The sequence below is a fragment of the Winogradskyella wandonensis genome (assembly GCF_004346845.1).
GTDB classification, from domain to species: Bacteria; Bacteroidota; Bacteroidia; order Flavobacteriales; family Flavobacteriaceae; genus Winogradskyella; species Winogradskyella wandonensis.
Window position 1 is genome coordinate 38,271 of sequence record NZ_SMGI01000006.1, and the last position, 24,838, is coordinate 63,108.

Sequence of the window (24,838 nt, forward strand, 5' to 3'; positions counted from 1 at the left end):
CTGATATGTCAATAACAGAAAATTTAACTACTCTTAAAAAAGAAATTCCTAATCACGTAACACTCGTTGCTGTTTCTAAAACAAAGCCCATTAGCGATTTAATGGAAGCTTACAATGCCGGTCAGCGCATTTTCGGAGAAAATAAAATCCAAGAGATGACTGAGAAATGGGAATCCATGCCAAAAGATATAAAATGGCATATGATTGGCCATGTACAAACCAATAAAGTAAAGTATATGGCAGAGTTTGTAGATTTAATTCACGGCGTAGATAGTTTAAAATTGCTTAAAGAAATAAACAAGTACGCAAAAAAGCATGATAGAGTGATTAGCTGCCTACTTCAGATTAAAATTGCAGAAGAGGATTCTAAATTTGGATTATCAGTCCAAGATACTAAAACTATCATTAACTCACAGAAGTTTTCAGAATTAGAAAATATAAAGATTATTGGTCTTATGGGTATGGCAACATTTACAGACGATACAAGGCAAGTAAAAAAAGAATTTCAGTTTTTAAAATCTGTTTTTGATGATTTAAAACCACTGCAAACTGAAAACTGCAAACTGAAAACTTTATCTATGGGTATGAGTGGCGATTACCAATTAGCAATTGACTGCGGCAGTAATATGGTGCGTATTGGTAGCAGTATTTTTGGCGCTAGAAATTACGACTGATTCATTTTTTTGATTTTTAGTTTAAATACTCCTATATTTCTTCCAAATAAATAAACCTAAGATTAATAATATCTACGCAGTATTAGACATAGAAACCACAGGTGGAAAATTTAATGAAGAAGGCATTACAGAAATAGCCATTTATAAGTTTGATGGTCATGAAATCGTAGACCAGTTTATAAGCTTAATAAACCCCGAAAGAGAAATACAACCTTTTGTTGTTAATCTAACTGGGATTAATAACAAAATGCTCCGAAATGCTCCAAAGTTCTACGAAGTTGCCAAGCGTATCGTAGAAATAACCGAAGATTGTGTCATTGTCGCACACAATTCTTCTTTTGATTATCGCATACTTAAAACCGAATTTAAACGACTAGGTTTTCCTTTTAAACGAAAGACACTATGTACCGTTGAATTATCCAAACAACTTATCCCCGACATGCCTTCTTACAGTTTAGGTAAACTTACCAGAAATCTTGGAATTGCTATTAGCGATAGGCACAGAGCGGACGGTGATGCAAAAGCAACGGTTAAACTTTTTAAGATGCTACTTAATAAGGATTTAAAAAAAGAGATTATTAAGTCGTCTATAAAAATTGAACATAGACCAAAAATTGCTTCGAATCTTAGGACGATAATTGAAGAATTACCTACAGAAACTGGTGTTTATTATATCCATAATGAAGCTGGGGACATAATATATATCGGCAAGAGTAACAACATTAAAAAACGAATTACACAACATTTTACTGGGACAAATTCAAAGTCAAAAAAAATTCAAGCAAATGTAAACTCTGTTACTTTTGAGCGTACAGGTAGCGAACTCGTTGCGCTGCTTAAAGAAAGTGAAGAAATAAAAAAGAATAAACCTATACTTAATCGAGCACTAAAGCGCAATAATTTCTCGTATGCGCTTTACCAGTTTATAGACAAAAACGGCTATGTAAATCTAAAAATAGACTCGGCATATAAAAAAGAACGCCCTATTACAACATTTACAAATAGACAAAGTGCTATAAGCTTTATCAACTATGCTGTAGAAACGTTTGAGCTTTGCCAAAAGCTAACAGGTTTAGAAAGGACCAAATCTAGCTGTTTTAATTATGGTATCTCAGAATGTGGAGGCGCTTGTATCTTGGAAGAATCCTCTGAAGATTACAATAGTCGGGTTAATGGTTTTGTAGATTTATACAGCTACGAGAATAAAAATATGCTAATTATTGATAGAGGCCGATATGTTGATGAGAAAAGTGTGGTGGTTATTGAAAATGGTGTTTTTAAAGGTCTAGGTTTTTTTGATTTAAATCATCAAATAAACAATAAAGACGTACTTCTATCTTTAATTACACCTATGACCGATAATAGAGATAACAAACACATCATCCAAAGCTACGTAAGACGTCATAAAAAGCGATTAAAAATAATTTCATTTTAGTTATGAGAAACTTCTTTTTAATATTCTTTATTTTATTTTCATTTGGTTTATATGCCCAGGATTTTGAGATTGGAATGAACGTAACCAAATCAGATTTACTAACAAACGTATATGATAAAGATTCCACTGCTAACGGATTAGTAGTATATGAATACGGATATAGTTACTTCAGTACAAATACTTACAAACTGACAACAAAAATTAAGAGAAAAGTAAAAATTTTGTCTAAAGAAGGTCTCAAAAATGCAACGGTAGAAATTATATTAAGGAAAAATTCTAGAGATAAAGAGAAAATTAAAGATTTAAAGGGAAGTTCCTTTGAATTAATCGAGAATAAGTTAAATGAAACAAAATTAACTAAGGAATCAATTTTTCAAGAAGAATATAATCCTAGAATAGACATCGTTAAATTTCTTATTCCCAATGCAAAAGTGGGATCAATCATTACTTACTCTTACACAATTGAATCTCCATTTATGAATAATTTTAAAGCATGGTACTTTCAAGAAAATATTCCAAAGTTGTACAGCGAGTATAACACAAGTATTCCTGGAAATTGGGAATATAATATTAGACTTATTGGAAATCAAAAACTAGATTTTAAAGAATCTGGTGTAAAAAAACATTGTCTAAGTATCGGTAATGGCAGTTTTGCTAATTGTGCTGAAGCAAAATACGTTATGAAAAATGTTCCTGCTTACATTGAAGAAGGTTTTACAACCTCGAAAAATAATTATTTGTCTAAGATTGAATACAATTTAAGTGTTTTTAGACGTTTTGATGGATACGTAGATAAAATATCTAAAACGTGGAAAGATGCTGATTTTGAACTTCAAACCGATGAAAATTTTGGACAACTCGTAGGAAAACAAAATTACACCAAAAATATAGTTCCCCAGAAAATTTTAGGGATATCCGATGACCTTAAGCGAGCTAAAGCAATTTATCAATACATTATAGATAATTATAAGTGGGACGAAAGCTCAGGAAGGTATAATGCCTCGGTAAAAAGATTGTTAAAGAATAAAATTGGTAATGCCTTCGAATTAAATCTTTTGCTACAAAATGTTTTATCTCATAATGATTTTGACGTTAATCCAATACTAACGGCTACGCGGAGCTATGGCTTTCCAACTAAAATTTACCCTATAATTGATGAATTTAATTATATGATATTAGTTATACTAATTGATGGTAAAAGTTTTTTTCTTGATGCAACCGACCCCTATCTTTCGTTTGGAGAGCTTCCATTTAGAGCACTAAATCATTACGGAAGATTATACAACATTGAAACTAAAAATACTAGGTGGCAGGACATAAGCATAAATAGACTATCATTAAACCAAGTTAAAGCTAAACTAAAGTTAGAGGATAATTTTAATATCGTTGGCAATATTGAAAATAAAAAAACCGGATATTTATCTCACTCAATAAGAAAAGAGTATGACAATAATCCTTTAGAATATTTAAACAAACTAAAAAACTCAAATGAACGTGTTACTATAAGTAATCATAAAAAAATAAATAAAAACAAGAATGACTTTGAGTTTATTGAAACAATGGACATAAAATTAGAGGAGGATTTTATTGATAATAAACTATATTTCAATCCTTTTTTTATTCAGTTTTTTTCAGAAAACCCTTTTAAGCTCTCGCAGCGAACATATCCGATTGACTTTGGCTACAAACAAATGTACTTTTATTCTATAGAAATTGATATAGGAGATAAATTAGAAGTACTCGAATTACCTAAAAATAAAAGATTTTCGCTACCAAATAGAACTGGCTCCATTCTTTTTTCAAGTACTGAACAAAATAATAAAATAACTGTTTTTTTTAAACTTAAATTTAACAAAACAATTTATAGCCCTGAATATTATAACGTGTTAAAAGAGTTCATGAGTAAAGTTGTAGAAATACAAAACAATACAGTTATTGTATTAGAGAAAAAATAACTTTTGTACTTTTAAAACATGGAAGAAACTCACAAACACAATTGGCGCACTAAGCTTCACGAAATTATTTATGAAGCAGATACGCCTTCTGGAAAATTGTTTGATGTTTTCTTACTTATACTAATTATCCTGAGCATAATTTTAGTTATGCTAGAGAGTGTTAACTCTATTGATGTACAATATCACAACGTACTTTATATTGGCGAATGGATTATAACTATTCTCTTTAGTGTAGAATATATCCTAAGGCTAATTAGTGTAAAGAAGCCTTTAAAATACGTTTTTAGTTTTTTTGGAATTATAGATTTTTTATCTACAATTCCGATGTATTTAGCTTTCTTTTTTGCTGGAGGCGCACAGGCACTAATTACCCTTAGAGCACTTCGCCTACTAAGAGTTTTTAGAATACTAAAGCTAGCGAGATATCTAGGTGCCTCAAACCAGCTGAAAGATTCTATTATCGCTAGTCGTATTAAGATTTTAGTCTTTTTATTCGCCGTTATGGTATCTTCCGTAGTTTTTGGGACTATTATGTATTTAGTTGAAGGTGAAGCTAATGGCTTTACAAATATCCCAAAAAGTGTGTATTGGTGTATCGTTACTTTAACAACAGTTGGTTTTGGTGATATTGCCCCACAAACACCGCTCGGACAATTTATAACTACTATAATTATGGTCTTAGGTTATGGTATAATTGCAGTGCCAACAGGCATTGTATCTGCGGAGTATGCCAAAGCATCGAATAAAAAAGATAATACATCTAAAAGTGATTCGGATAAAAATGAATCTGAGCTAAAAATCGTTCCGTTAAATACGCAAAGCTGCTCGTCTTGTCTGGCTGAAAAACACATCGATGGTGCCGAATTTTGTTATAAATGCGGAGAAGTGCTTCATCATGACTAAAACGCTAATATCCATTGTCGGACCTACAGGTATTGGAAAAACCGCATTAAGTATTAAACTAGCAAATCATTTTAATACCGAAATCATTTCTTCAGATTCACGACAATTTTTTAAAGAAATGAATATAGGTACGGCAATACCTAATCCAGAAGAATTAAATGCGGTAAAGCATCACTTTATTCAACATATTTCAATTAAAGAACCGTATAACGTAGGGCAATTTGAAAAAGATGCTATTAAAAAACTAAATCATCTATTTAAAATTCATGATGAGGTTATTATGGTCGGTGGCTCAGGATTGTATAGCAATGCGGTAATTCATGGCTTAGATGAATTTCCGGATGTTTCAGAGCATATTAGAGAAGAGCTTAACATCACATTAAAGTCCGAAGGTATAAAACAACTCCAAATTCAGTTAAAACAACTAGATAAAAAAGCTTATAACACAATAGCTGTTGATAATCCTCAACGGTTAATTAGAGCTTTAGAAATATGCATAGGCACTGGTAAACCCTACTCTAGTTTCTTGAACAAGAAAAAGACTAAACGCCCTTTTAAGACCGTACAAATAGGCGTTATTGCAGATAGAGAGCGTATCTATGAGCGCATAAATAAGCGTGTAGATATTATGGTTGAAAATGGATTAGTTAAGGAAGCGGAATCCTTGATTCCATTTAAGCATCTCAACGCTCTTAATACCGTTGGCTATAAAGAACTCTTTAACTATTTTGATGGTATATGGTCACTAGATTTTGCAATTTCGGAAATTAAAAAAAACACAAGACGTTTTGCCAAACGCCAATTAACATGGTATAGGAAAGATAAATCGATTGCTTGGTTTGACTATAAAGAAAACATAGAAAAAATCATAAACCATATTGAAGAAAAAAAGCCAACTAATTAGCTGGCTTTTTAATATTTATGAAATTGCAATTCTATTTGTTAATTACCAATCTAAATCCTTCTCCATGAATATTGAGAATTTCAACATTTGGGTCTGGTTTTAAATACTTACGTAGTTTGGCAATATACACATCCATACTACGTGACGTAAAGTAGTTATCGTCTCTCCAAATTTTTGTCAATGCTAATTCACGTGGCATTAAATCATTTTCATGAAGCGCTAGTAACCTCAATAATTCGTTTTCTTTAGGCGAAAGCTTTTCTGGCTCTCCACCATCGAACGATAAGAAACGTAATTTAGAATTTAAGTGAAATCTTCCAATTTCGAACTCAAATTGTTTACTATCCGCCACACTATCTGTAGCTTTACGCTGCATAATTGCTTTTATTTTCATTAATAGTACTTCACTATCAAAAGGTTTGTTTAGATAATCGTCAGCACCGACTTTATAGCCTTTTAGCACATCTTCTTTCATTGCTTTTGCCGTTAAGAAAACGATTGGTACATCTGTGTTTTTCTCACGTATTTCTTTTGCCAAGGTAAATCCATCTTTGTAAGGCATCATTACGTCCAAGATGCAAAGGTCGTAATCGTCTTTTTTAAACTTTTCGAATCCTTCCATACCATTCTTTGCATGAACAACATCAAAATCGTTCATTATTAAGTAATCCTTAAGAACGGTTCCAAAATTTGGATCATCCTCTACTAAAAGTATTTTCTTGTTTTGTTCTTCCATAATTTTATGATATTAATGGGAGCCTTACTGTAAAGGTGCTACCCTTTCCTTTTTCACTTTCTACTGAAATATAACCTTGATGGTCGTCTACTATTTGTTTTACATAAGCCAGACCTAAGCCATGACCTTTTACGTTATGCACATTTCCTGTGTGTTCTCTATAAAATTTTTCGAAAACACGTTTCTGAACTTGTTTGGACATGCCATTGCCCTTATCAGAAATTTTGAGCAAAATATTGTTTGCTACGTTTTCTGTGTAAACATCGATTTTTGGCGCACCATCAGAATACTTAATGGCATTGTCTAAAATATTAACAATAACATTTGTAAAATGTGTTTCGTTTGCCAAAACGGATGATTTATCCGCATTTAGATGCAACTTAATATATCCTTTTCTATCCTCAATAATTAACTGAACGTGAGTAACAGCATCTTCTATTAGGTCGTGAAGCTTTAAGCGTTCCTTACTAATGTTAAGCTCATTTTTTTCTAGCTTGGATATTCTTAGTACATTTTCTACTTGCGCATGCATACGCTTATTCTCGTCTTTTATCATTCCTAAATAACGAAGAACTTTTTCCTTATCATCGATTATCTTAGGGTTTCTAATAGAGTCTAACGCCAAATTTATTGTGGCAATTGGGGTTTTAAACTCATGCGTCATGTTATTTATAAAATCCGTTTTAATCTGTGATATTTGTCTCTGCTTAATCAACTGATAAATAGCGCTAGAATATGCGATGATAATAACACTTGTAAATATTATAGAAAGTATAATCATCCATAATATAGTAGATATAAGAAACTTATTACGTCCTGGAAAATCTACTAATAAATCATAAGAACTTTCGTTATTATTGTCTAAAAACACAGGAACTCCGTACGTGTTTAATGATTTTTCAAAATTCTCTGTTCTAATTTTAGTAGATAAATCATTATCGTATATAGCATACTCAAAATCTATCTCTATACCTTCGTTTTTTAAGTTTTTTTCTATAAAAACTTTGATTAACTCAGGACTAATTCTTTTATATAATGGATAATCAACTGAACTAATGAAATCTTTAAAAGTCTCTCTATAAAGAAAACTCTTTGCTTCGTCTTCCATATCATCGATTTCTCTAATCTGCGATACACGCTCAAAAGAACCTTTGTCTAGCGACGATTTTTTGTAAACTTCAGTAATTCTTTCATTTGTATATTTACTAAAATCTGTACTGTCTGCATCTATTTCAAAGAACAACGATGGTATTTTAAAACGCTCTTCTAAGATAATGTTACGATGTATAATCGTTTGGTCATTATCATCGTCCTCAAAGGCTACAACCAACCGCTGCACAGCCGATGAGTCTGGTTCCTTGTTATTATAGAGATACGATTGAATTTTATCTCTGTAGTTACGATACTCGTAATCTTCTATTTGTTTAGAAACAAAACTTAAGGCCCGTTTTACGCTTAACGAAAACTGCTGACGCTCATTCTCTAAACTTCTATTTATAAAATACGATTGAACGAAAATAATACCAATGAGCGAAAGGCTCATCAGAACTACTAATAACACGAAAAGCTTTTTGTTCATCGCATCAAATTTAACATTTTAACATTTAGGGCAAATTGTGTTTAACCTTACCTTAACACAAATGTTAAAATTTGAGACATTATAGCCTATTAATAAGACGATTATGAATTTCTTTTACCTGAAGTTCGACCATAGCTAAATGGTCATTACGAATTACAAAGTGAGATTTTTTTATCTTTTCGTCGTCGGAAAGTTGGTTCTCGATAATTTCTAAAACCGATGCCTTAGAAACACTATCGCGCTTCATTACTCGTTTTATACGTTCTTGTTTGTTAGCTACAACTGTAATGATATAATCGTATTGATTTTCAAGATTATTTTCAAATATAATTGCCACCTCTTTTAAAATGTAAGGCGTATTTTGTTTTGCTAACCAACGTGAAAAATGACTAGCAACTTTGGGATGAACTATTACATTCATCTTTGAAAGTAATCCCTTGTTTTTAAATATTTGATTTCTTAAAAACGAACGGTTTAGCTTACCATCTTTATAAGCACTTTCACCAAATAAAGCAATTAATTTACGCTTTATAACCTTAGAACGATTCATTAAGGCTTTTGCTTCTTTATCTGCATAATAAACAGGTACGCCAAGTTTTTCGAAATAGTTTGCAACAGTAGTTTTACCACTTCCTATTCCACCTGTTATACCAACAATCATTGTATTGCTCTCTTGGATATTCATTCAGAAATGATAAATTCAATTTTGTTTTGAAGTAGCCTTGCGCTTTTTACAAGAGCAGGTTTTTTGGTTATTTGAAGCTCTAAACTACGCTGTTCTTGGTAATTAAAACGATTAAAGTCGCAAACTACTTTAAAATCCTCTTTTTTTACATTTTTAAAACTTTCGATATCGACATAGAAGATTAAATCTACATCCTTTGGAAAATAATTAATAGTTTTTTCTGCTGGTTTATTAATAAGCTCTACAGGAATAGAGAATTGGCCTTCTGTAAAACGTCTTACATTACCTTTAACTTCTAGCTGATTTGGAATAATATCCAGAGCCTCAACATCATTTTTAAGTTTTACAATTTCAGAAATATCACTATTAACGCCTTTTAACTCTAATACTTCTGTGTTTAAAAACTGAATCGTATCTATCTGTTTTTTAGAGCCTACTATTTTTACACTATCAAATTCTAATTTAACCTTATCGATGACATCATAACCTAAGGCATAATCGATTTCTGAAATAAACTTTACTGGTACTTTTTTAGAAGCCAACAAATCGTAATTATAAAAAATGGTGTCTGGCTTTACTTCTGAAATTTCTATGGAGTTACCGAAGATTTTTTTTATTTGATACCTGTTATTTCTAAGGATATAAATAAAATTCTTAGCTGTTTTTTGGGCGTCTTTTTGTGCATCTATTTTTAAACTTTTGGACGCATTAAAGAAATATGGAAGTAAGTTAAAGCCTTTGGCATTTATAACAACTTTAGCCCGTGTTGTATCGTCGAGAATTACCACCTCATCGTCTAAATTACTTAATTCTACACGTAATGTTATTTCTTGATTATACGTCTGAGATAGCTTTGTTAGTATCAAAAAAAAGAAAGCTATAAATAGAAATAAACTAAATCGCTTTAAATTTCTATTTTTTAACTTCTTAAGACTATATGTAATAAAGTTCTTTTTCACTTAAAGAATAAATACGGGAAGATTTCATTTGGTTGTTTTTTTGATAAAAGTAACCTTATTGTAGATTTTATAAAACCTAAGCCGTAGCCTAAAAATTGTATTAATACTGCTGGTATTGTTAAAAATGCAACTTTTACATTTTTAGTTTCAATAAAAGAACTGACCAAAATTAAGCTAATGTAAATTAAATAGATGTATATAAAATAAAATATCGCAAAGAAAGACAACACAATAGAAATTATTAAACCTATTGTAAATAAAGAAGGCAACCAGTATGCCATTTTACGTGAGCTTGGATGCCATTTGTTTAATATAGGTCTAACTTGACCAAATTTATTAACCTGTTTATAAAATTTATACCAAGATATTCTACGCTTATGATAAACGTAGGCTTTACTAATCAATCCTGTTTTATAGCCTTTATCTCTTAATCTCAATACTAAATCTGGGTCTTCCCCAGGATGAATCTTACCAAAACCACCACTAATCTCGAAAGTTTCTTTAGACAATCCCATATTAAAACTTCGAGGTTCAAAGTCTTTTTTGGCACCATCGCCGCCCCTAATTCCGCCAGTAGTTAAATAAGAAGTCATAGAAAAATTAATTGCTTTTTGTAAGTCGCTAAATGACCTATCGGCTGCATCTGGACCACCAAAACAATGGGTGAAATTTTCACTTAGATAAGTGTTTACTTCTTTAAGATACTGTCTAGGTAGTAAAACATCGGAATCTAATATGATAAAATAGTTGCCCTTTGCTCTCTGCATACCATAATTTCGAGAATCACCTGGGCCAGAATTTGGCTTAAAAAAATATGAAATATTTAATCTATCCGCATACTTATTTACGACATCTTTTGAATGATTTATTGACCCATCTTCGACTATAACTATTTCGTAATCAGAATTCCAATCGAGATGTAGAAAACTCTCTAATAGTTCTTCTATCTCTTTTGGCCTGTTATAAACTGGGATAATAAAAGAATAGTTTATTGGCTGCTCCATATAGGCAAATGTAACTATTGTATGCAGAAAAAGCTATCCAAGAGATAGCTTTTAGTTCTAAATAAACGGTATACTTTAGGGCTTATCTACAAAAGCTTCCATAACAGCATCACTTACGCCCATGTTACTGAACCCACCATCGTTAAATAAATTTTGAAGTGTCACACGCTTAGTCAAGTCACTAAATAAAGTTACCGTGTAATTAGCACAATCTAAAGCCGTAGCATTACCTAATGGTGACATTTTTTCGGCATAGGCGATAAATCCATCAAATCCCTTTACACCTTGTCCAGCAGTTGTTGGGGTTGGCGATTGAGAAATTGTATTTACTCTAACTTTTTTATCACGTCCAAAGAAATAGCCAAAACTACGTGCAATACTTTCTAAATATGCTTTATTGTCGGCCATGTCGTTATAATCTGGGAAAACACGTTGTGCTGCCATATAGGTTAATGCAACAATACTTCCCCATTCGTTCATAGCATCTGCTTTATATAAAGTCTGCATTACTTTATGGAAAGACATCGCAGAGACATCTGTTCCTTTCTGGGTCCAATCGTACTTTTGATTTGTGTAAGCTCTTCCTTTACGAACGTTTACAGACATACCAATAGAATGTAAAACAAAGTCTATTTTACCGCCAAGAATCTCCATAGATTTTTCGACTAGGTTCTGTAAGTCTTCCTCAGATGTTGCATCTGCCGGAATTATTTGCGAACCCGTTTTTTCTGCCAATTCATTAATTTGTCCCATACGCATGGCAATAGGCGCATTTGTAAGTACAAATTCTCCACCTTCTTCATGGACACGTTCTGCTGTTTTCCAAGCAATAGAGTTAGGGTCTAGTGCTCCAAAAATAATTCCTTTTTTTCCCTTTAATAAGTTATATGACATAATTGATTATGTTGGTTTTATCGGTTTTAAAATTCAAATATACTATTAATTCAGTAACTGTTTTGCATGTGCAATAGCAGACTCTGTAATGTTTGCTCCACCGAGCATTTGTGCTAATTCTACAATTCGGTCGTCTTGCGTTAAGAGTTTCATATTGGTCTGAGTAACATCATCAACATCAGTTTTAAACACTTTGTAATGCCAATCTCCTTTAGAAGCTATCTGAGGTAAGTGTGTAATAGAAAAGACCTGCATATGTTTGCTCATTTGCTTCATAATATCACCCATTTTATCCGAAATTTCTCCAGACACGCCTGTATCTATTTCATCGAACATAATGGTTGGTAACTTTACATAATTAGCCAGAATGGATTTTATGGCTAACATAATTCGGGAAAGCTCTCCTCCTGAAGCGGATTTTTTTAGCTCTAAAAATTGACCGCCTTTATTCGCTGTAAATAAAAAATGGAGATTATTTTTTCCGTTATATTTAAAATCTTCGACTTTATCTAGTTGAATATTAAACCTAGCATTGGGCATACCTAATTGTTTTAGGATACCTTCTAAACTTGAAATTAATTTTGGAATGGCCGTTTCTCTTTTTACACTAACTTCCGTGGCTAGCTTATCTAAATATGCCTTTGAGGTTTCAATTTTAGATTTTATCGAGGAAATATCGGCATCTAGATTTTCTGAAGCGCTCACCTTTTCTGTGAGCTCTTCTTTAATCTTTATAAGCTCAGACACCTCTGCAACAGAATGCTTTTGTAGTAGATTATTAATTACTAATAGTTTACCATTAACCTTATCTAATTCTTCTGGGTCTGCTGATAACTGACCTTCCAAATTATCTAATTCTAAAAGTACATCATCCAATTCAATAGCGACACTCTCTATCCGTTCTTTTATAGAAGCGTATTGTTTACTAAAATTGCTAATATTAGAAAACTGGCGCTTTATCTCGTTAAGCCTTTCTATTGCTCCTACATCTTCATCTTCTAATAGCGACTTTGAATAGCCAATAACTTCGTTAATAACCTCTACATTATTAAGTTGTTCGTAGGATGCTTCCAACTCTTCTAGCTCACCGTCTTTAAGTTGGGCATCGTTTAATTCATTCAGTAAAAAAGCATTATAATCGTATTCCTTTTTGGCTTCAATAAGATTTGCCTCTAGTTGACTTAGTTCTTGAATAAGCGTTCTGTAGTTCTTTAGTTCTAACTTATAGTCTTTTAATACCTCTTTGTTTCGAGCCAAGGCATCGATAACCTTAAACTGAAAATCGTCATCTACCAACTGTAATGTTTGATGCTGAGAATGTATATCTAAAAGATGAGCGCTTAACGCATTTAAACTATCTAGTGTAACAGGCGTATCGTTTACAAAAGCACGAGATTTTCCTGAAGGCAGAATCTCTCTTCGAATAATTGTTTGTGGGTCGTAATCTAAATCGTTTTCAACAAAAACAGATTTTAAGTCGTAGTTTGCTATATCGAAAACGGCTTCTATAACGCATTTTTTTGAATTATCTTTAATTTGGCTTAAATCTGCACGTTTTCCCAATACAAGAGACAAACCTCCTAAAAGAATAGACTTACCAGCTCCTGTTTCTCCTGTAATAATAGAGAAACCATTATTAAAATTGATGTCTAATGCATCAATTAAAGCAAAGTTGGATATACTTAGAGAGGTTAACAAGTTATAGCGTTTTAATCTTTACAAAGCTACACTTTGCGATTAATAAAACGAAAATTCAAAACGAAAAAAATTAGAATTTAATCTTGTTCCATTTTGACGCATGTATAGGTGCAATTTTATTTAGTGTATTAATAAGACTTGTAATACTTACTTGCGGTCCACCACTGAAAATCTTTGAAACTTCGTTAGCTTTAGAATCGAAAAATACACGCATTAAAAAAGAATTTGGCCGTCGCGCATGCATTTTTTGTAATTCCATCAACGATGATGATACTTTTTTCTTGCCTTCTGCAACGTTTTTATACATAAAGTCCAATCCGTCTCTATGGTAAGTGTACATTACACTTCTAAACTCCTTGTAAGTCGGAGACAACAAATTATCGATTAAAGCAAATCTAGACTGTAAACCATCTTCTAATTTCCAGCCCGAAAAATTACCTTGCCCAGAGTAGTTAACAATTGTCTGGGCCTGTCTAAAATAATCATCACCACCATTTGGAGCAAATGTATCTGCATCCATTCCTAAAATCATGTAAATATGAAATGCTAAGACTGATATTAAATTAGATTCGAATTGATTAGGATTAAAGACTAAATTCTGAAATTCTAAATATCTAAATTGAAATTCTTTATCGTTAAACGTGTAAACTGGTGTACTGTAGGTCGACCCAAATACTGGTCTAGATGACTGCACTTGTAAAGTAGCCGAAAAAGCGTCGTTACTGTAATTTTGTACGTTAATGACCATACTACAATCAATACGCTCTTGGACTTTAAATTTCTTTTCCGTCCATTGTGTGTTATTAATAAATTCTGTGAGTTGACGCTCTAAAGTTTGAAAAACTACATTATTATCATTTCCTGTTTGCTGCGCTATTACAGATACAGTACAGTTAAGTTCTTGTGCAATTCCTAATGAAGAAACAAAACAAAAAATTATTAAAAAATAGTTACGCATGTATTTGCTTTAATATTAGTTGCATCAAGTCTTTTGCCACTTCTATTTTAGATTTAAGCTCGTTTTCTATAACTTGATTAGATTTGGTAATAAATGTAACTTTATTTGTCGACACACCAAAACCTGCTCCTTTATCTCTTAAAGAATTTAGGACTATAATATCTAAATTCTTTTTTTTCAGTTTCTCTTTGGCATGCTCTAACTCGTTGTTTGTTTCTAACGCAAAACCGACAAGAAACTGATGCGCCTTTGTTTCGCCAAGAGATTTAAGTATGTCCTTAGTTTTTTCTAACTCAATAGTAAACGACGTATCTACCTTTTTTATTTTGTTATCTGCAACAGTCTTTGGTCTATAATCTGAAACAGCTGCTGATAATATGGCTATGTCTGATGATTTATAGTGCTTTTGAACCTCATTAAACATCTGCTGTGCACTAACAACCGATTTAATATCTATTAAAGAATGAGAAACACTTTCCTTGGTTGGCCCAGTAACTAAAATAACCTCTGCACCTAGACTGGCTGCCGCTTTTGCTATTTCGAGTCCCATTTTACCGCTAGAGTGATTTCCAATAAACCGAACTGGGTCAATAGCTTCGTAAGTTGGACCTGCTGTGAGCAACACTTTTTTTCCTTTTAAAGGTAACTTGTTTAAAATATCAGCCTCTATAAAAGCTACAATATCTTCTGGTTCTGCCATCCTACCTTCTCCTACCAACCCACTTGCTAACTCTCCGCTTGTAGCAGGTATCATAATATTTCCATAGGATTGTAATTTACTAAAAGACGTCTTAGAAGATGCATGCTTATACATATCTAAATCCATGGCTGGTGCAAAATAAACAGGGCATTTTGCCGATAAATAAGTTGCTAAAAGTAAGTTGTCGCAAGTACCACTAGCCATCTTAGATAAGGTGTTTGCAGTTGCAGGCGCAATAACAAAAAGGTCTGCCCATAATCCCAATTCTACATGATTATTCCAGACGGCATTATCATCCTCCTCGTTTGTAAATGAAGAGTAAACGGGGTTTTTAGAAAGGGTTGAAAGTGTAAGCGGTGTTACAAAATCCTTAGAAGCAGGTGTCATCACAACTTTTATGTTGGCACCTGCTTTTATAAATTGTCTTACTAAATGTGCTGTTTTGTAGGCCGCAATTCCTGCGGTGACACCTAGTAAAATGTTTTTGTCTTTTAGAATAGACATTATAGAATTATTCCTGAGTGTCTTCCTCAGTATTTCTGTGATAAATTCTATCCTCTAACCACTCTTTTACTGCTAATGCATGTGGCTTGGGTAATTTTTCGTAAAATTTTGAAACTTCGATTTGCTCTTTGTTTTCAAAAATCTCATCAAGACTATCATTGTAAGTAGCAAACTCTTCGAGCTTATCTACTAACTCTCTTCTGATATCTGTGTTAATCTGCTCTGCACGTTTAGAAATAACAGAAATCGCCTCGTAAATATTATTCGTTGGCGCATCTATTTCATTTCTGTTATAAGTAACTGTAGTCGTTGGTGCATCTGTTTTTTTTAAATCCATATGTGTAATGATTAACTTTTACTTTCGTTAATTTTTTCTTTTTCTAATTCTTCCTTTAGTTTTTTAGCCTCTTCTAAATACTTTGTTTCAGGAAAGGCCTTAACCAAAGCATTATAATCCGCTAAAGCCAATTTTATGCGTTCTTGTTTTAACGCTTCTATACTAAGAATAGCTAAATTATATTCAGAATTAAATTTGTAATACAAAGCATCTTCTCTTAATGATGTTCCTGGAAAATCTAGTAAGAAATTATTAAATGATTTAATAGAGGCTTTATAATCGTAAATATGATTGTATTGCTTGGCAATTTCAAAGGCTTTCTTTTCTAACTTAAAATCTAGCTCTTTAACTAACTCATTAGCTTCTGCAAGATATTTAGAGTTTGGATAACTATTTACAAAAAGCTGAACCTTCTCGATAGCCTTAACTGTTTCTTCTTTATCTTTAGAATAGATTGGCGACTCTTCGTAGTAGCTTTTTGCCGCCAAGAAAGCAGCTTCTTCTGCTTTTTCACTTTTAGGATACGAACTCACAAACTGCTCGAATCTATAGCCAGATAAGTAATATTGCTCTAATTTATAGAAGCACATAGAGTGCATAAACATAAGCTTTTCAGCTTGAGGTTTACCTCGATACTTAGGCACAATTTGCTCAAATAATCTGTTGGCCTTTTTATATTTACCAGCTTCAAAAAGTTCTTCCCCTGTTTTGTACTTTAAAGCAATATCTTCGGACTTCATAACCTTTTGAAAGTCACTGCAAGAGCTTAAGAGCAAAACTGAAAGTAAGATGTAAACTATTTTTTTCATAAATCTAAAACAGTGTGCAAAAGTACGCATTAATAACGGATTTTAAAAACAAATATTTTAAGCTAAAATAGATGCTTCTAGAAATACATTATTTACTTTATAAATAGTTTAACGTTTACCTAAACGCTCTAGTTCTCTTAAGATTTTGGCTTTTAATTCTGAAGAAGCTTCAACCAATGGTAATCTTACATGCGGTTTGCTTATATCTAAACCGTTTAAAACTGCTTTAATGCCCGCCGGATTATTCTCAGAAAATATAAGTTGTGTGATTTTCATAAGATTAAAATGTGTTTCGAAGGCAACCTTAGCGTTACCTGCTACTCCATTTCTAATCATGCCCGAAAACTCTTTAGGAAGCGCTTGACCTATCACAGAAATTACTCCTGCTCCGCCAGCTAAAGCAACACTTAATGCCAAATCGTCATCTCCAGAAATAATATGAAACCCATCTGGTTTTCCTTTTAATAACTCTAAGTACTGCGACATGTCTCCAGCAGCTTCTTTAACGGCAATAATATTATTAAAATCTCTAGCTAAGCGCAACGTTGTCTCCGGCAGCATATTTTTAGATGTTCTTCCTGGCACATTGTACAGTATGATATCCACTGGAGAAACTTCTGCAATTGCCTTAAAATGCTGATATAAACCTTCTTGTGTCGGTTTACTATAATATGGTGAGACAGACAATATAGCGTCGATATTGGATAAGTCTGTTGATTTAATTTCTTCGATTACGGTTTGCGTGTTATTGCCGCCAATACCTAACACAAGTGGTAATCTTCCATTATTAACTTTTACGATATGCCCAATAATATCTTTCTTTTCATTGGCTGTAATAGTTACACTTTCTCCTGTTGTACCGCTAATGACTAAATATTCTACTCCGTTAGCAATATTATACTCTACTAATTGTGTTAATGCCTCGAAATCGATTGATAAATCAGATTTAAAAGGTGTAATTAACGCAACGCCTGTTCCGATAAACTTACTCATTATAGTTTATTTAATACGTTTAAATATTTTTTTAATTCTTTTTTAAATACATCGAAATTCTTTGTATCGACGTCTATCATCAAATCGTAAAGTCGCTCATCCAAATCGGAAATTCCAACTTTTAAATTGGCCTTTGACATGGCTGCAATTTGCTTCAATTCGTTGTTATCTGCTAAAAAATAGCAAATTAAAACATCAAAATTTGTTTCTGTAAAATTCTGCAACTCTACATTTTTTAGCTTACCTCTCCAACCAAAATCTTTAGGTGTAAAGATATTATCCCATTGGGTATGTTCGCCTTTGGTTTCTTCAGAAAAGGTAAAAAAATTTCGCTTTGTTTGTGGTATTTCTAACTCGTCTAAAAATGAATTTATTTTGTCGTAATCGCAATATTCTGAATGATTTAAAAGCACACCTATAGATTCTACCTTCTCAGAGGAAGGTCTATCAACACGCATGGATAAGGTTTTATCGATAAATTTTTGATTTGATTTTTCTTTAAATGCTTTTAAAATCATCTATATTTAGACTTTGTGCAAATTTAACAAAAGTGCTTTCACTTTTTGTGTAATCCAATGATAAGTTATTAGATGAAAACCAAAATCTTTTTTTTATGTCTTATAGTCTTGATTTTTTCATCATGCAAACAAGATTATTCAATTTCTAAAATCGAAGGCAAACGATTAGAAATAAACGACAGCATTAAAGCCGATAACACTGTAGATGCGTTTATTAAACCCTACAGAGATAAGGTTAACAAAGACTTAGATAGTACTTTGGCTTTTGCAGTTGACACCTATTCTAAGACTGATGGTGAATTAAATACAGCTATTGGTAATTTTATGGCAGATGCCCTTTACGAAATGACTAACCCTGTTTTTAAGTCTAGAACAGGAAAAGACATAGACCTAGTATTATTAAATCATGGAGGAATTAGATCTATAATCTCTAAAGGTAATATAACCAGTAGGACGGCTTACGAAGTAATGCCTTTTGATAATACGGTCGTAGTTACGACACTAAAAGGAGAACAGATAAAAGAACTTTTAACCTATCTAGCAAGTCGAAAACGCGCACATCCCATAGCTGGGCTTCAAGTAATTTTAAATGCAGACGGCAGTATTAATAGAGCGCTAATAAAAGGTTCTGAAATTGATTACAATAAAACCTACTACGTCGCTACAAGCGACTACCTGTATAATGGTGGTGACCGAATGAGTTTCTTAAAATCCAAAGACAGTTTATATGACCTAGATTATAAAATTAGAAACTTGTTGATTGATTATTTTAAAAAAATCGACACGCTTCGACCTACAATAGACGATAGATTTATTCAACTAAAAGACAAATAATGAAACGTAGAACTTTTATACAACATACAACTGCAGCAGGTGCTTTAATTGGTTTAGGTGGCTTAAGTCTATCTTCTTTTAGTCCAAAAACCACAAAGAAAATAACCATTTTGCATACAAATGATGTCCATAGCCATATTGACCCGTTTGGTCCAAATGACGGAAGAAATGCAAATAAAGGTGGTGTAGCAAGGCGCGCATCTCTAGTAGAATCAATTAGGCAAGAAAACCCCAATACACTATTACTAGATGCGGGAGATATCTTTCAAGGCACACCTTACTTTAATTACTATGGCGGAGAGTTAGAGTTTAAGTTAATGAGTATGCTTAAGTACGATTTAGCAACCATTGGTAACCACGATTTCGATAATGGTATTGACGGTTTGTACGCCCAGTTACCGCACGCAGATTTTGATTTTGTGTCTGCTAATTACGATTTTAAAAATACTGTTTTAGATACACATGTTAAACCATTTAAAACTTTTATTAAAGACGGTGTTAAGATAGGTGTGTTTGGATTGGGTATTGAATTAGAAGGATTAGTAGGAAAAAAACACTACAAAGAGACCGTTTACAATGACCCAATAGAAATTGCTCAAGACATGTCTAGAATCCTAAAAGATAATGAACACTGTGACATTGTTATTTGTTTGTCGCATCTTGGCTATTTCTACAAAAACAATCCAGATAAAGTGTCTGATTTGGTTATTGCTAGACAAACAAAAGATATTGATTTAATAATTGGAGGCCACACACATACGTTCTTACCCAAACCAACAATAGAAAAAAATAGTGTTGGTAAAAATGTTTTAGTCAATCAAGTTGGGTGCTACGGACTCTACCTAGGACAAATAGACTTTTACTTAGAAACTGGACAAGAACTGAAAGCAAAAGGCACTACAATCGTGGTTTAGTTAGTATTAGGCCTTTAGATTCTCGTTTAAATAATCGTAATTAGCAAATTTTTGATGCTTTAGTTTGGATTGTTTGTAAAAAAACACAAACGCTAAGACTAAAAAAACAGAATATATTGCCGCTAAATAGGTCATATCAGCTATATAATAATAAGCTAATTGGAGCATTTCTGAAAAGAAAATAAACATGGTACCAATAAAGAAAAGCATTGACTTATTATCATCTTTGTCCATATAGTTAATCAAGGCAATAGATAGCAATGTCATGACTACGACATTATAAGAGAATTCCGTAACATACTCTGCATTAGATAATTGAGTTTCTGCAGTTTCGGTGATAAGCGTAACACAAAACACGCTCAATACTAAAAGAATAATTATTGTTACTGGAAAGTTTTTAATAATATCTTTTAAGTTAAACGTTGAAATACACCTAAGAATCAGGAAAAAATAGGCAAGTATGCAAAGATAGTTACTAATAAAATATCCGTAGTCTATTTCATTTTCGTTGAAATAAAAATAATAATTAGAAACTACATCCGTCAGTTTAGCAAGCGTATAAAATATCAGAAAATAAAGGAAAAAAGGTGTATATCCTTTTCGATTTTCTTTTTGCCTTGCGTATAATATGGTCAAGGCTACGAGCAAAATAACGCTAATATTATCAGCGTAAATACCGTATTTCGCAATCTCTAAACCTATATATAAAATACTAAAAATAGCTAAGCCTATTTTTAATAATCTATTGATAATCATCTCTTTTTATTCTTAATAGCGGCGCCAAACATACAATAAAAAATGTAATTAAACGAATAAAATTGCATTTTATCGACAAAAAGTAGCGTTTATTAAGAAAATTATGACTTACAAAGTCTTTTAGACTAAATCATAGAAAGAAAATCGTGCTCTGTAATAATTGGGATATTAAGACTTTCTGCCTTTGTACGTTTACTAGGTCCCATATTATCACCTGCAACAACATAACTTGTCTTTGATGAAATTGATGACGAGACTTTCCCGCCATTGTCTTCGATAAGCTTTTTTAGCTCATTACGTGAAACAGTTTCAAAAACTCCTGAAACCACAAACGACATACCTTTAAGTTTATCGGTTTGAGAAGCTAGTTTCTCTGCAGAAATTTCTAACTGAACACCAAAGGATTTCAATCTTTCTATAATCTTTAGGTTTTTCTCTGTTGAGAAAAATTCAACCACACTTTCTGCAATACGCTCTCCTATCTCGTCAACACTAACCAAATCTAATAAAGTTGCCATCATAAGATTATCAATCGACTTAAAATGTTTAGCAAGTTTTTTAGCAACAGTTTCTCCGACATATCTAATACCTAAAGCAAACAAGACGCGCTCAAAAGGGATTTGTTTGGATTTCTCGATGCCCTCAACCAAATTCTCTGCGCTTTTTTGAGCCATTCGCTCTAATGGTAAAACATCTTCAACAGTTAATTCGTATAAATCTGAGTAATCATTTATCAATCCATTATTAACCAACATTGCCACTGTCTCGCCACCTAAACCTTCAATGTCCATAGCTTTTCTAGATATGTAATGCTGTATACGTCCTATAACTTGAGGCGGACATCCCGAATAATTTGGACAATAGTGTTTTGCTTCGCCATCTGGACGCACGAGTGTGGTGTTGCACTCTGGACAGTTTTCTATGTAGCTGGTTGGAGTAGAATTTTCGTTTCGTTTTGTAATATCTACTGCAGTAATTTTTGGTATAATTTCACCGCCTTTTTCAACAAAAACAGTATCGCCTTCTCTAATGTGTAGTTTTTCAATTTGGTCCGCATTATGCAATGAAGCTCTCTTTACAATAGTTCCTGCTAATTGAACAGGTTGTAAATTGGCTACAGGTGTTATTGCTCCTGTACGCCCAACTTGGTAGGTGATTTCTTCGAGTATTGTAGCTACTTGTTCTGCCTTAAACTTATAGGCCATGGCCCAGCGCGGAGCTTTGGCTGTAAATCCAAGTTCGTCTTGCTGATTAAGACTGTTTACTTTTATAACTATTCCGTCGATTTCGTAGGGCAAATTATGGCGGTTTACTTCCCAATAATCAACATACTGTAAAACCTCGTCTATAGTATTAACCAACCGGGCTTCTTTAGGTACTTTAAATCCCCATTCTCTTGCTTTTTCTAGGCCTTCAAACTGCGAAGAAATATTTAGGTTATTCCCTTTAATACTATATAATAAACATTCTAATGGACGCTTTGCAACCTCGGAACTATCTTGTAATTTCAAACTTCCTGAAGCTGTATTTCTTGGATTACGATACGGCTCTTCATCATTGGCAATACGCTCTTCGTTCATTTTCAGAAATCCTTCAATGGGTAAAATAATTTCACCTCTGATGTCAAAACGTTGCGGGTAGTCACCCCTTAATTGAAGTGGTACAGTTTTTATTGTTTTTACGTTGGCCGTAACGTCATCGCCTTGCACGCCATCGCCTCTGGTCACTGCTCTTAGAAGTTTTCCGTTTTCGTAGGTTAAATTCATAGAAGCACCGTCGTACTTAAGCTCGCAAGTGTACTGAATCGTTCCGTCCACAAGTTTTTTTATACGTTTTTCCCAATCTAAGAGGTCTTCTTTAGAGTATGAGTTATCTAAAGAATACATCCTAAAATCGTGGACAACTGTATTAAAGTTTTTTGTAATTGTGCCACCTACGCGTAAAGTGGGCGAGTTTTCGTCGTAAAAATCTGGATATTCTGCTTCTAACGCTTGAAGTTCCTTTAACTTTATATCGAACTCATAATCTGAGATTGTTGGATTATCCAGTATGTAATAATTATAATTATGTTGTCTAAGCTCCTCGCGTAGTGCTTCTATTTTTGTTTTTATTGTCATAATTAAATTCTATCTAAATTCAACCATTTTGGCTTTGGGAGTGGCACAAAACTTTGCATCTTTTCTAACAATCCTTCTATTGTTGCATCTATTACAACGGCGTCTAAATTTTCTTGTTTTAAAAATCCTTTTTGGACCATAACCTTACATTGTGCTATTAAAGCATCGTAATAGCCATTACTGTTTAAAATACCAATAGGCTTCCCGTGAAGACCAAGTTGTCCCCAAGTGGTTATTTCAAAAAACTCGTCCATAGTGCCAAAACCGCCAGGTATAATAATAAATCCGTCGCTCTTCTCATACATTATCACTTTACGGTCGTGCATGTTCTGCGTTACGATAAGCTCTGTTAAATCAGTATTTACAATCTCTTTTGTTTCTAGAAAATGAGGAATAACGCCAATAGTTTTTCCGCCGCCATCGATAACTTCTTTAGCTACAGTACCCATAATACCTATTTTAGAACCACCATAAACCAAAGTTATATCGTGATTTACAAAAAATTGACCAAGCTTTTTGGATTGCGCTACAATGGCCTCATCATTTCCTAAACTACTTCCGCAAAACACTGCTATATTTTCCATGAATTTATACGTTTTAGACAACTATTTTTTTTACACATGATAACATTCTATCATTTCCGTTTATGTCTTTTTTTAATTCTATTTCTGAAAAACCACTCTCTACTAGGAGTTGTTTAGTTTGTTTTCCAAGATACTGATTGATTTCAAAATAAAGCGTTCCATGTTCTTTTAGAAATCGTTTAGAAAAGTGCGTTATCGCGTTATAAAACAACAGCGGATTATCGTCCGAAACAAATAAAGCTATATGTGGCTCGTTATTTAACACATTGGGTTTGATTTCTTCTTTTTCTAAATAGCGAACATATGGCGGATTAGATACTATAATATCGAAGCTTAATTCTCCGAAATTTAAATCCCATGAGCTTTCGTCTAAAATATTACCTTCAACAAAATGAATATCTACATTATTTAATTTTGCATTAGACTTAGCTATTTCCAAAGCTTCATGACTAACATCTAAAGCATAAACTTTTGCATTTGGTAGATATTTAGCCAAAGACACAGCAATACACCCAGAGCCAGTTCCTATATCTAAAATTTTAATTGAGGTAGTTTTTGCGCTTTTTATGATTAAATCAACCAATTCTTCTGTCTCTTGACGAGGAATTAAAACGGCTTCAGTAACTCTAAATTTTAGACCAAAAAACTCGGTTTCGCCCAATATATATTGTATCGGCCTCTCTGTTTTTAAAACGTCTAGCGTTTTAAACAAGGATTCCGTTTCTGCTTTAGTAACTGTAAATTCTCGCTCTAAAGACAACTGAATTCTAGGAATGTCACAGAAATGCTCCAAACACAAAAAAAATAAGCTCTCTGCTTCATCCTTCTGGTAGATATCACCAAGTTCTTTAATAAATATGTGTTTTACATCTAGTGCTTTCAATACTACAAATCTTTAAGCATCCAAACCGTGCAGGAATAGTGACCTGTATCTCCCATAGGTTTATCTATAGATTTAAACCCTACTTTTCGGTATAATTTCCTGGCGTCGTCCATGTAAGGCATCGTTTCTAAATAGCATTTATCAAAACCAGCAGTTTTAGCAAAATCCAAACATTTAGCCATCATTTTACTACCATAACCTTTTCCGCGAGCCTCGGGCATAAAATACATTTTCTGAAGTTCGCAGACGTTACCATAGTAATTATCTAAAGGTGAAATCCCAGCGCCACCGATAATCTCATCTCCTTTGGCTACAACAAAATAAGCCTTCTTAGGCTTATTGTATGTTTCTGCCATGCAATCAAGCGCTTTATCTTCATAGGCTGTGCCAACTTTTGGAACACCATATTCAATTAAAACACTGCGAATCGCCTTTGCTATTTTAGGATTGTCTGCTTGCTCTATAGGACGTATTGCAATATTATCTTCACTCACTTTAAAGTCTT

At 33.0% G+C, this 24,838-nt stretch carries 25 protein-coding genes; 7 read left to right on the top strand and 18 right to left on the bottom strand.

The window, feature by feature from the left end; all coding sequences use genetic code 11:
- The first annotated feature begins 5 nt into the window (after window positions 1–5).
- The 5 genes from DFQ05_RS13190 to miaA all read left to right on the top strand — a co-directional run bounded on the left by DFQ05_RS13190 (window position 6) and on the right by miaA (window position 5,871).
- A complete protein-coding gene (locus DFQ05_RS13190) occupies window positions 6–674 on the top strand; it encodes a YggS family pyridoxal phosphate-dependent enzyme (RefSeq protein WP_132706065.1) in 669 nt (222 codons plus the stop codon).
- 70 nt (window positions 675–744) lie between these two features.
- Window positions 745–2,109, top strand: coding sequence for an exonuclease domain-containing protein (locus DFQ05_RS13195; protein WP_132706067.1), 1,365 nt, complete (start codon window positions 745–747; stop codon window positions 2,107–2,109).
- A 2-nt stretch (window positions 2,110–2,111) separates the two neighbouring features.
- Complete coding sequence (locus tag DFQ05_RS13200) at window positions 2,112–4,064, top strand: DUF3858 domain-containing protein (protein WP_132706068.1); 1,953 nt, start codon at window positions 2,112–2,114, stop codon at window positions 4,062–4,064.
- An 18-nt stretch (window positions 4,065–4,082) separates the two neighbouring features.
- A complete protein-coding gene (locus DFQ05_RS13205; protein WP_132706069.1) occupies window positions 4,083–4,967 on the top strand; it encodes an ion transporter in 885 nt (294 codons plus the stop codon).
- Window positions 4,960–5,871: a tRNA (adenosine(37)-N6)-dimethylallyltransferase MiaA gene (gene miaA / locus DFQ05_RS13210; RefSeq protein WP_132706071.1), complete on the top strand. Its 912-nt coding sequence runs from the start codon at window positions 4,960–4,962 to the stop codon at window positions 5,869–5,871. Before DFQ05_RS13205 ends, miaA begins: the two co-directional genes overlap by 8 nt.
- 31 nt (window positions 5,872–5,902) lie before the next feature.
- On the opposite strand, the gene DFQ05_RS13215 is transcribed toward miaA, so the two are convergent.
- The 13 genes from DFQ05_RS13215 to DFQ05_RS13275 form a co-directional block, all read right to left on the bottom strand.
- Window positions 5,903–6,607 carry a response regulator transcription factor gene (locus DFQ05_RS13215; RefSeq protein ID WP_132706073.1) on the bottom strand — a complete coding sequence of 235 codons (705 nt, stop codon included), beginning with the start codon at window positions 6,605–6,607 and terminating at the stop codon, window positions 5,903–5,905.
- 4 nt (window positions 6,608–6,611) lie between these two features.
- Window positions 6,612–8,186, bottom strand: a complete 1,575-nt coding sequence (locus DFQ05_RS13220) for a sensor histidine kinase (RefSeq protein WP_199222003.1) — start codon at window positions 8,184–8,186, stop codon at window positions 6,612–6,614.
- A gap of 79 nt (window positions 8,187–8,265) precedes the next feature.
- Window positions 8,266–8,871 carry a dephospho-CoA kinase gene (gene coaE / locus DFQ05_RS13225; RefSeq protein WP_241974271.1) on the bottom strand — a complete coding sequence of 202 codons (606 nt, stop codon included), beginning with the start codon at window positions 8,869–8,871 and terminating at the stop codon, window positions 8,266–8,268.
- Window positions 8,868–9,737, bottom strand: a complete 870-nt coding sequence (locus DFQ05_RS13230; RefSeq protein ID WP_132706075.1) for a CdaR family protein — start codon at window positions 9,735–9,737, stop codon at window positions 8,868–8,870. Before DFQ05_RS13230 ends, coaE begins: the two co-directional genes overlap by 4 nt.
- 89 nt (window positions 9,738–9,826) lie before the next feature.
- Window positions 9,827–10,834, bottom strand: coding sequence for a glycosyltransferase family 2 protein (locus DFQ05_RS13235; RefSeq protein ID WP_132706077.1), 1,008 nt, complete (start codon window positions 10,832–10,834; stop codon window positions 9,827–9,829).
- Window positions 10,835–10,909: 75 nt separating this feature from the next.
- Entirely contained in the window at window positions 10,910–11,728 is an 819-nt protein-coding gene (locus DFQ05_RS13240) for an enoyl-ACP reductase FabI (protein WP_132706079.1), read from the bottom strand.
- 45 nt (window positions 11,729–11,773) lie between these two features.
- Window positions 11,774–13,426 (bottom strand): DNA repair protein RecN, encoded by a 1,653-nt coding sequence (recN, locus tag DFQ05_RS13245; RefSeq protein WP_132706081.1) that lies wholly within the window; start codon window positions 13,424–13,426, stop codon window positions 11,774–11,776.
- 70 nt (window positions 13,427–13,496) lie between these two features.
- A complete protein-coding gene (gene porD, locus DFQ05_RS13250; RefSeq protein WP_132706082.1) occupies window positions 13,497–14,384 on the bottom strand; it encodes a type IX secretion system protein PorD in 888 nt (295 codons plus the stop codon).
- Complete coding sequence (gene coaBC, locus DFQ05_RS13255; RefSeq protein ID WP_132706083.1) at window positions 14,377–15,588, bottom strand: bifunctional phosphopantothenoylcysteine decarboxylase/phosphopantothenate--cysteine ligase CoaBC; 1,212 nt, start codon at window positions 15,586–15,588, stop codon at window positions 14,377–14,379. The genes porD and coaBC overlap by 8 nt, the downstream gene beginning before the upstream one ends.
- A gap of 7 nt (window positions 15,589–15,595) precedes the next feature.
- Window positions 15,596–15,925, bottom strand: coding sequence for a DNA-directed RNA polymerase subunit omega (locus DFQ05_RS13260; protein ID WP_132706085.1), 330 nt, complete (start codon window positions 15,923–15,925; stop codon window positions 15,596–15,598).
- An 11-nt stretch (window positions 15,926–15,936) separates the two neighbouring features.
- Window positions 15,937–16,734, bottom strand: a complete 798-nt coding sequence (locus DFQ05_RS13265) for an outer membrane protein assembly factor BamD (protein ID WP_132706087.1) — start codon at window positions 16,732–16,734, stop codon at window positions 15,937–15,939.
- A gap of 108 nt (window positions 16,735–16,842) precedes the next feature.
- Window positions 16,843–17,727 carry a 4-hydroxy-tetrahydrodipicolinate synthase gene (gene dapA / locus DFQ05_RS13270; protein ID WP_132706089.1) on the bottom strand — a complete coding sequence of 295 codons (885 nt, stop codon included), beginning with the start codon at window positions 17,725–17,727 and terminating at the stop codon, window positions 16,843–16,845.
- A complete protein-coding gene (locus tag DFQ05_RS13275; protein ID WP_132706090.1) occupies window positions 17,727–18,245 on the bottom strand; it encodes a DUF6913 domain-containing protein in 519 nt (172 codons plus the stop codon). The genes dapA and DFQ05_RS13275 overlap by 1 nt, the downstream gene beginning before the upstream one ends.
- A gap of 72 nt (window positions 18,246–18,317) precedes the next feature.
- Here DFQ05_RS13275 and DFQ05_RS13280 point away from each other — a divergent pair, with 72 nt between their 5' ends.
- A complete protein-coding gene (locus tag DFQ05_RS13280) occupies window positions 18,318–19,079 on the top strand; it encodes a 5'-nucleotidase C-terminal domain-containing protein (protein ID WP_132706091.1) in 762 nt (253 codons plus the stop codon).
- Window positions 19,079–19,993: a bifunctional metallophosphatase/5'-nucleotidase gene (locus tag DFQ05_RS13285; RefSeq protein ID WP_132706095.1), complete on the top strand. Its 915-nt coding sequence runs from the start codon at window positions 19,079–19,081 to the stop codon at window positions 19,991–19,993. Before DFQ05_RS13280 ends, DFQ05_RS13285 begins: the two co-directional genes overlap by 1 nt.
- A gap of 6 nt (window positions 19,994–19,999) precedes the next feature.
- Here the strand turns inward: DFQ05_RS13285 and DFQ05_RS13290 are convergent, their stop codons facing one another.
- The 5 genes from DFQ05_RS13290 to DFQ05_RS13310 form a co-directional block, all read right to left on the bottom strand.
- Window positions 20,000–20,749 (bottom strand): hypothetical protein, encoded by a 750-nt coding sequence (locus DFQ05_RS13290; protein WP_132706097.1) that lies wholly within the window; start codon window positions 20,747–20,749, stop codon window positions 20,000–20,002.
- Between the two features lie 125 nt (window positions 20,750–20,874).
- Window positions 20,875–22,866 (bottom strand): NAD-dependent DNA ligase LigA, encoded by a 1,992-nt coding sequence (ligA, locus tag DFQ05_RS13295; protein ID WP_132706098.1) that lies wholly within the window; start codon window positions 22,864–22,866, stop codon window positions 20,875–20,877.
- A 2-nt stretch (window positions 22,867–22,868) separates the two neighbouring features.
- The gene (locus tag DFQ05_RS13300) at window positions 22,869–23,450 is read right to left on the bottom strand and encodes an LOG family protein (RefSeq protein ID WP_132706099.1); all 582 of its coding nucleotides are present in this window, start codon (window positions 23,448–23,450) and stop codon (window positions 22,869–22,871) included.
- Between the two features lie 13 nt (window positions 23,451–23,463).
- Complete coding sequence (gene prmC / locus DFQ05_RS13305) at window positions 23,464–24,333, bottom strand: peptide chain release factor N(5)-glutamine methyltransferase (RefSeq protein ID WP_132706101.1); 870 nt, start codon at window positions 24,331–24,333, stop codon at window positions 23,464–23,466.
- 2 nt (window positions 24,334–24,335) lie between these two features.
- Window positions 24,336–24,827 carry a GNAT family N-acetyltransferase gene (locus tag DFQ05_RS13310; protein WP_132706103.1) on the bottom strand — a complete coding sequence of 164 codons (492 nt, stop codon included), beginning with the start codon at window positions 24,825–24,827 and terminating at the stop codon, window positions 24,336–24,338.
- Window positions 24,828–24,838: the final 11 nt, after the last annotated feature.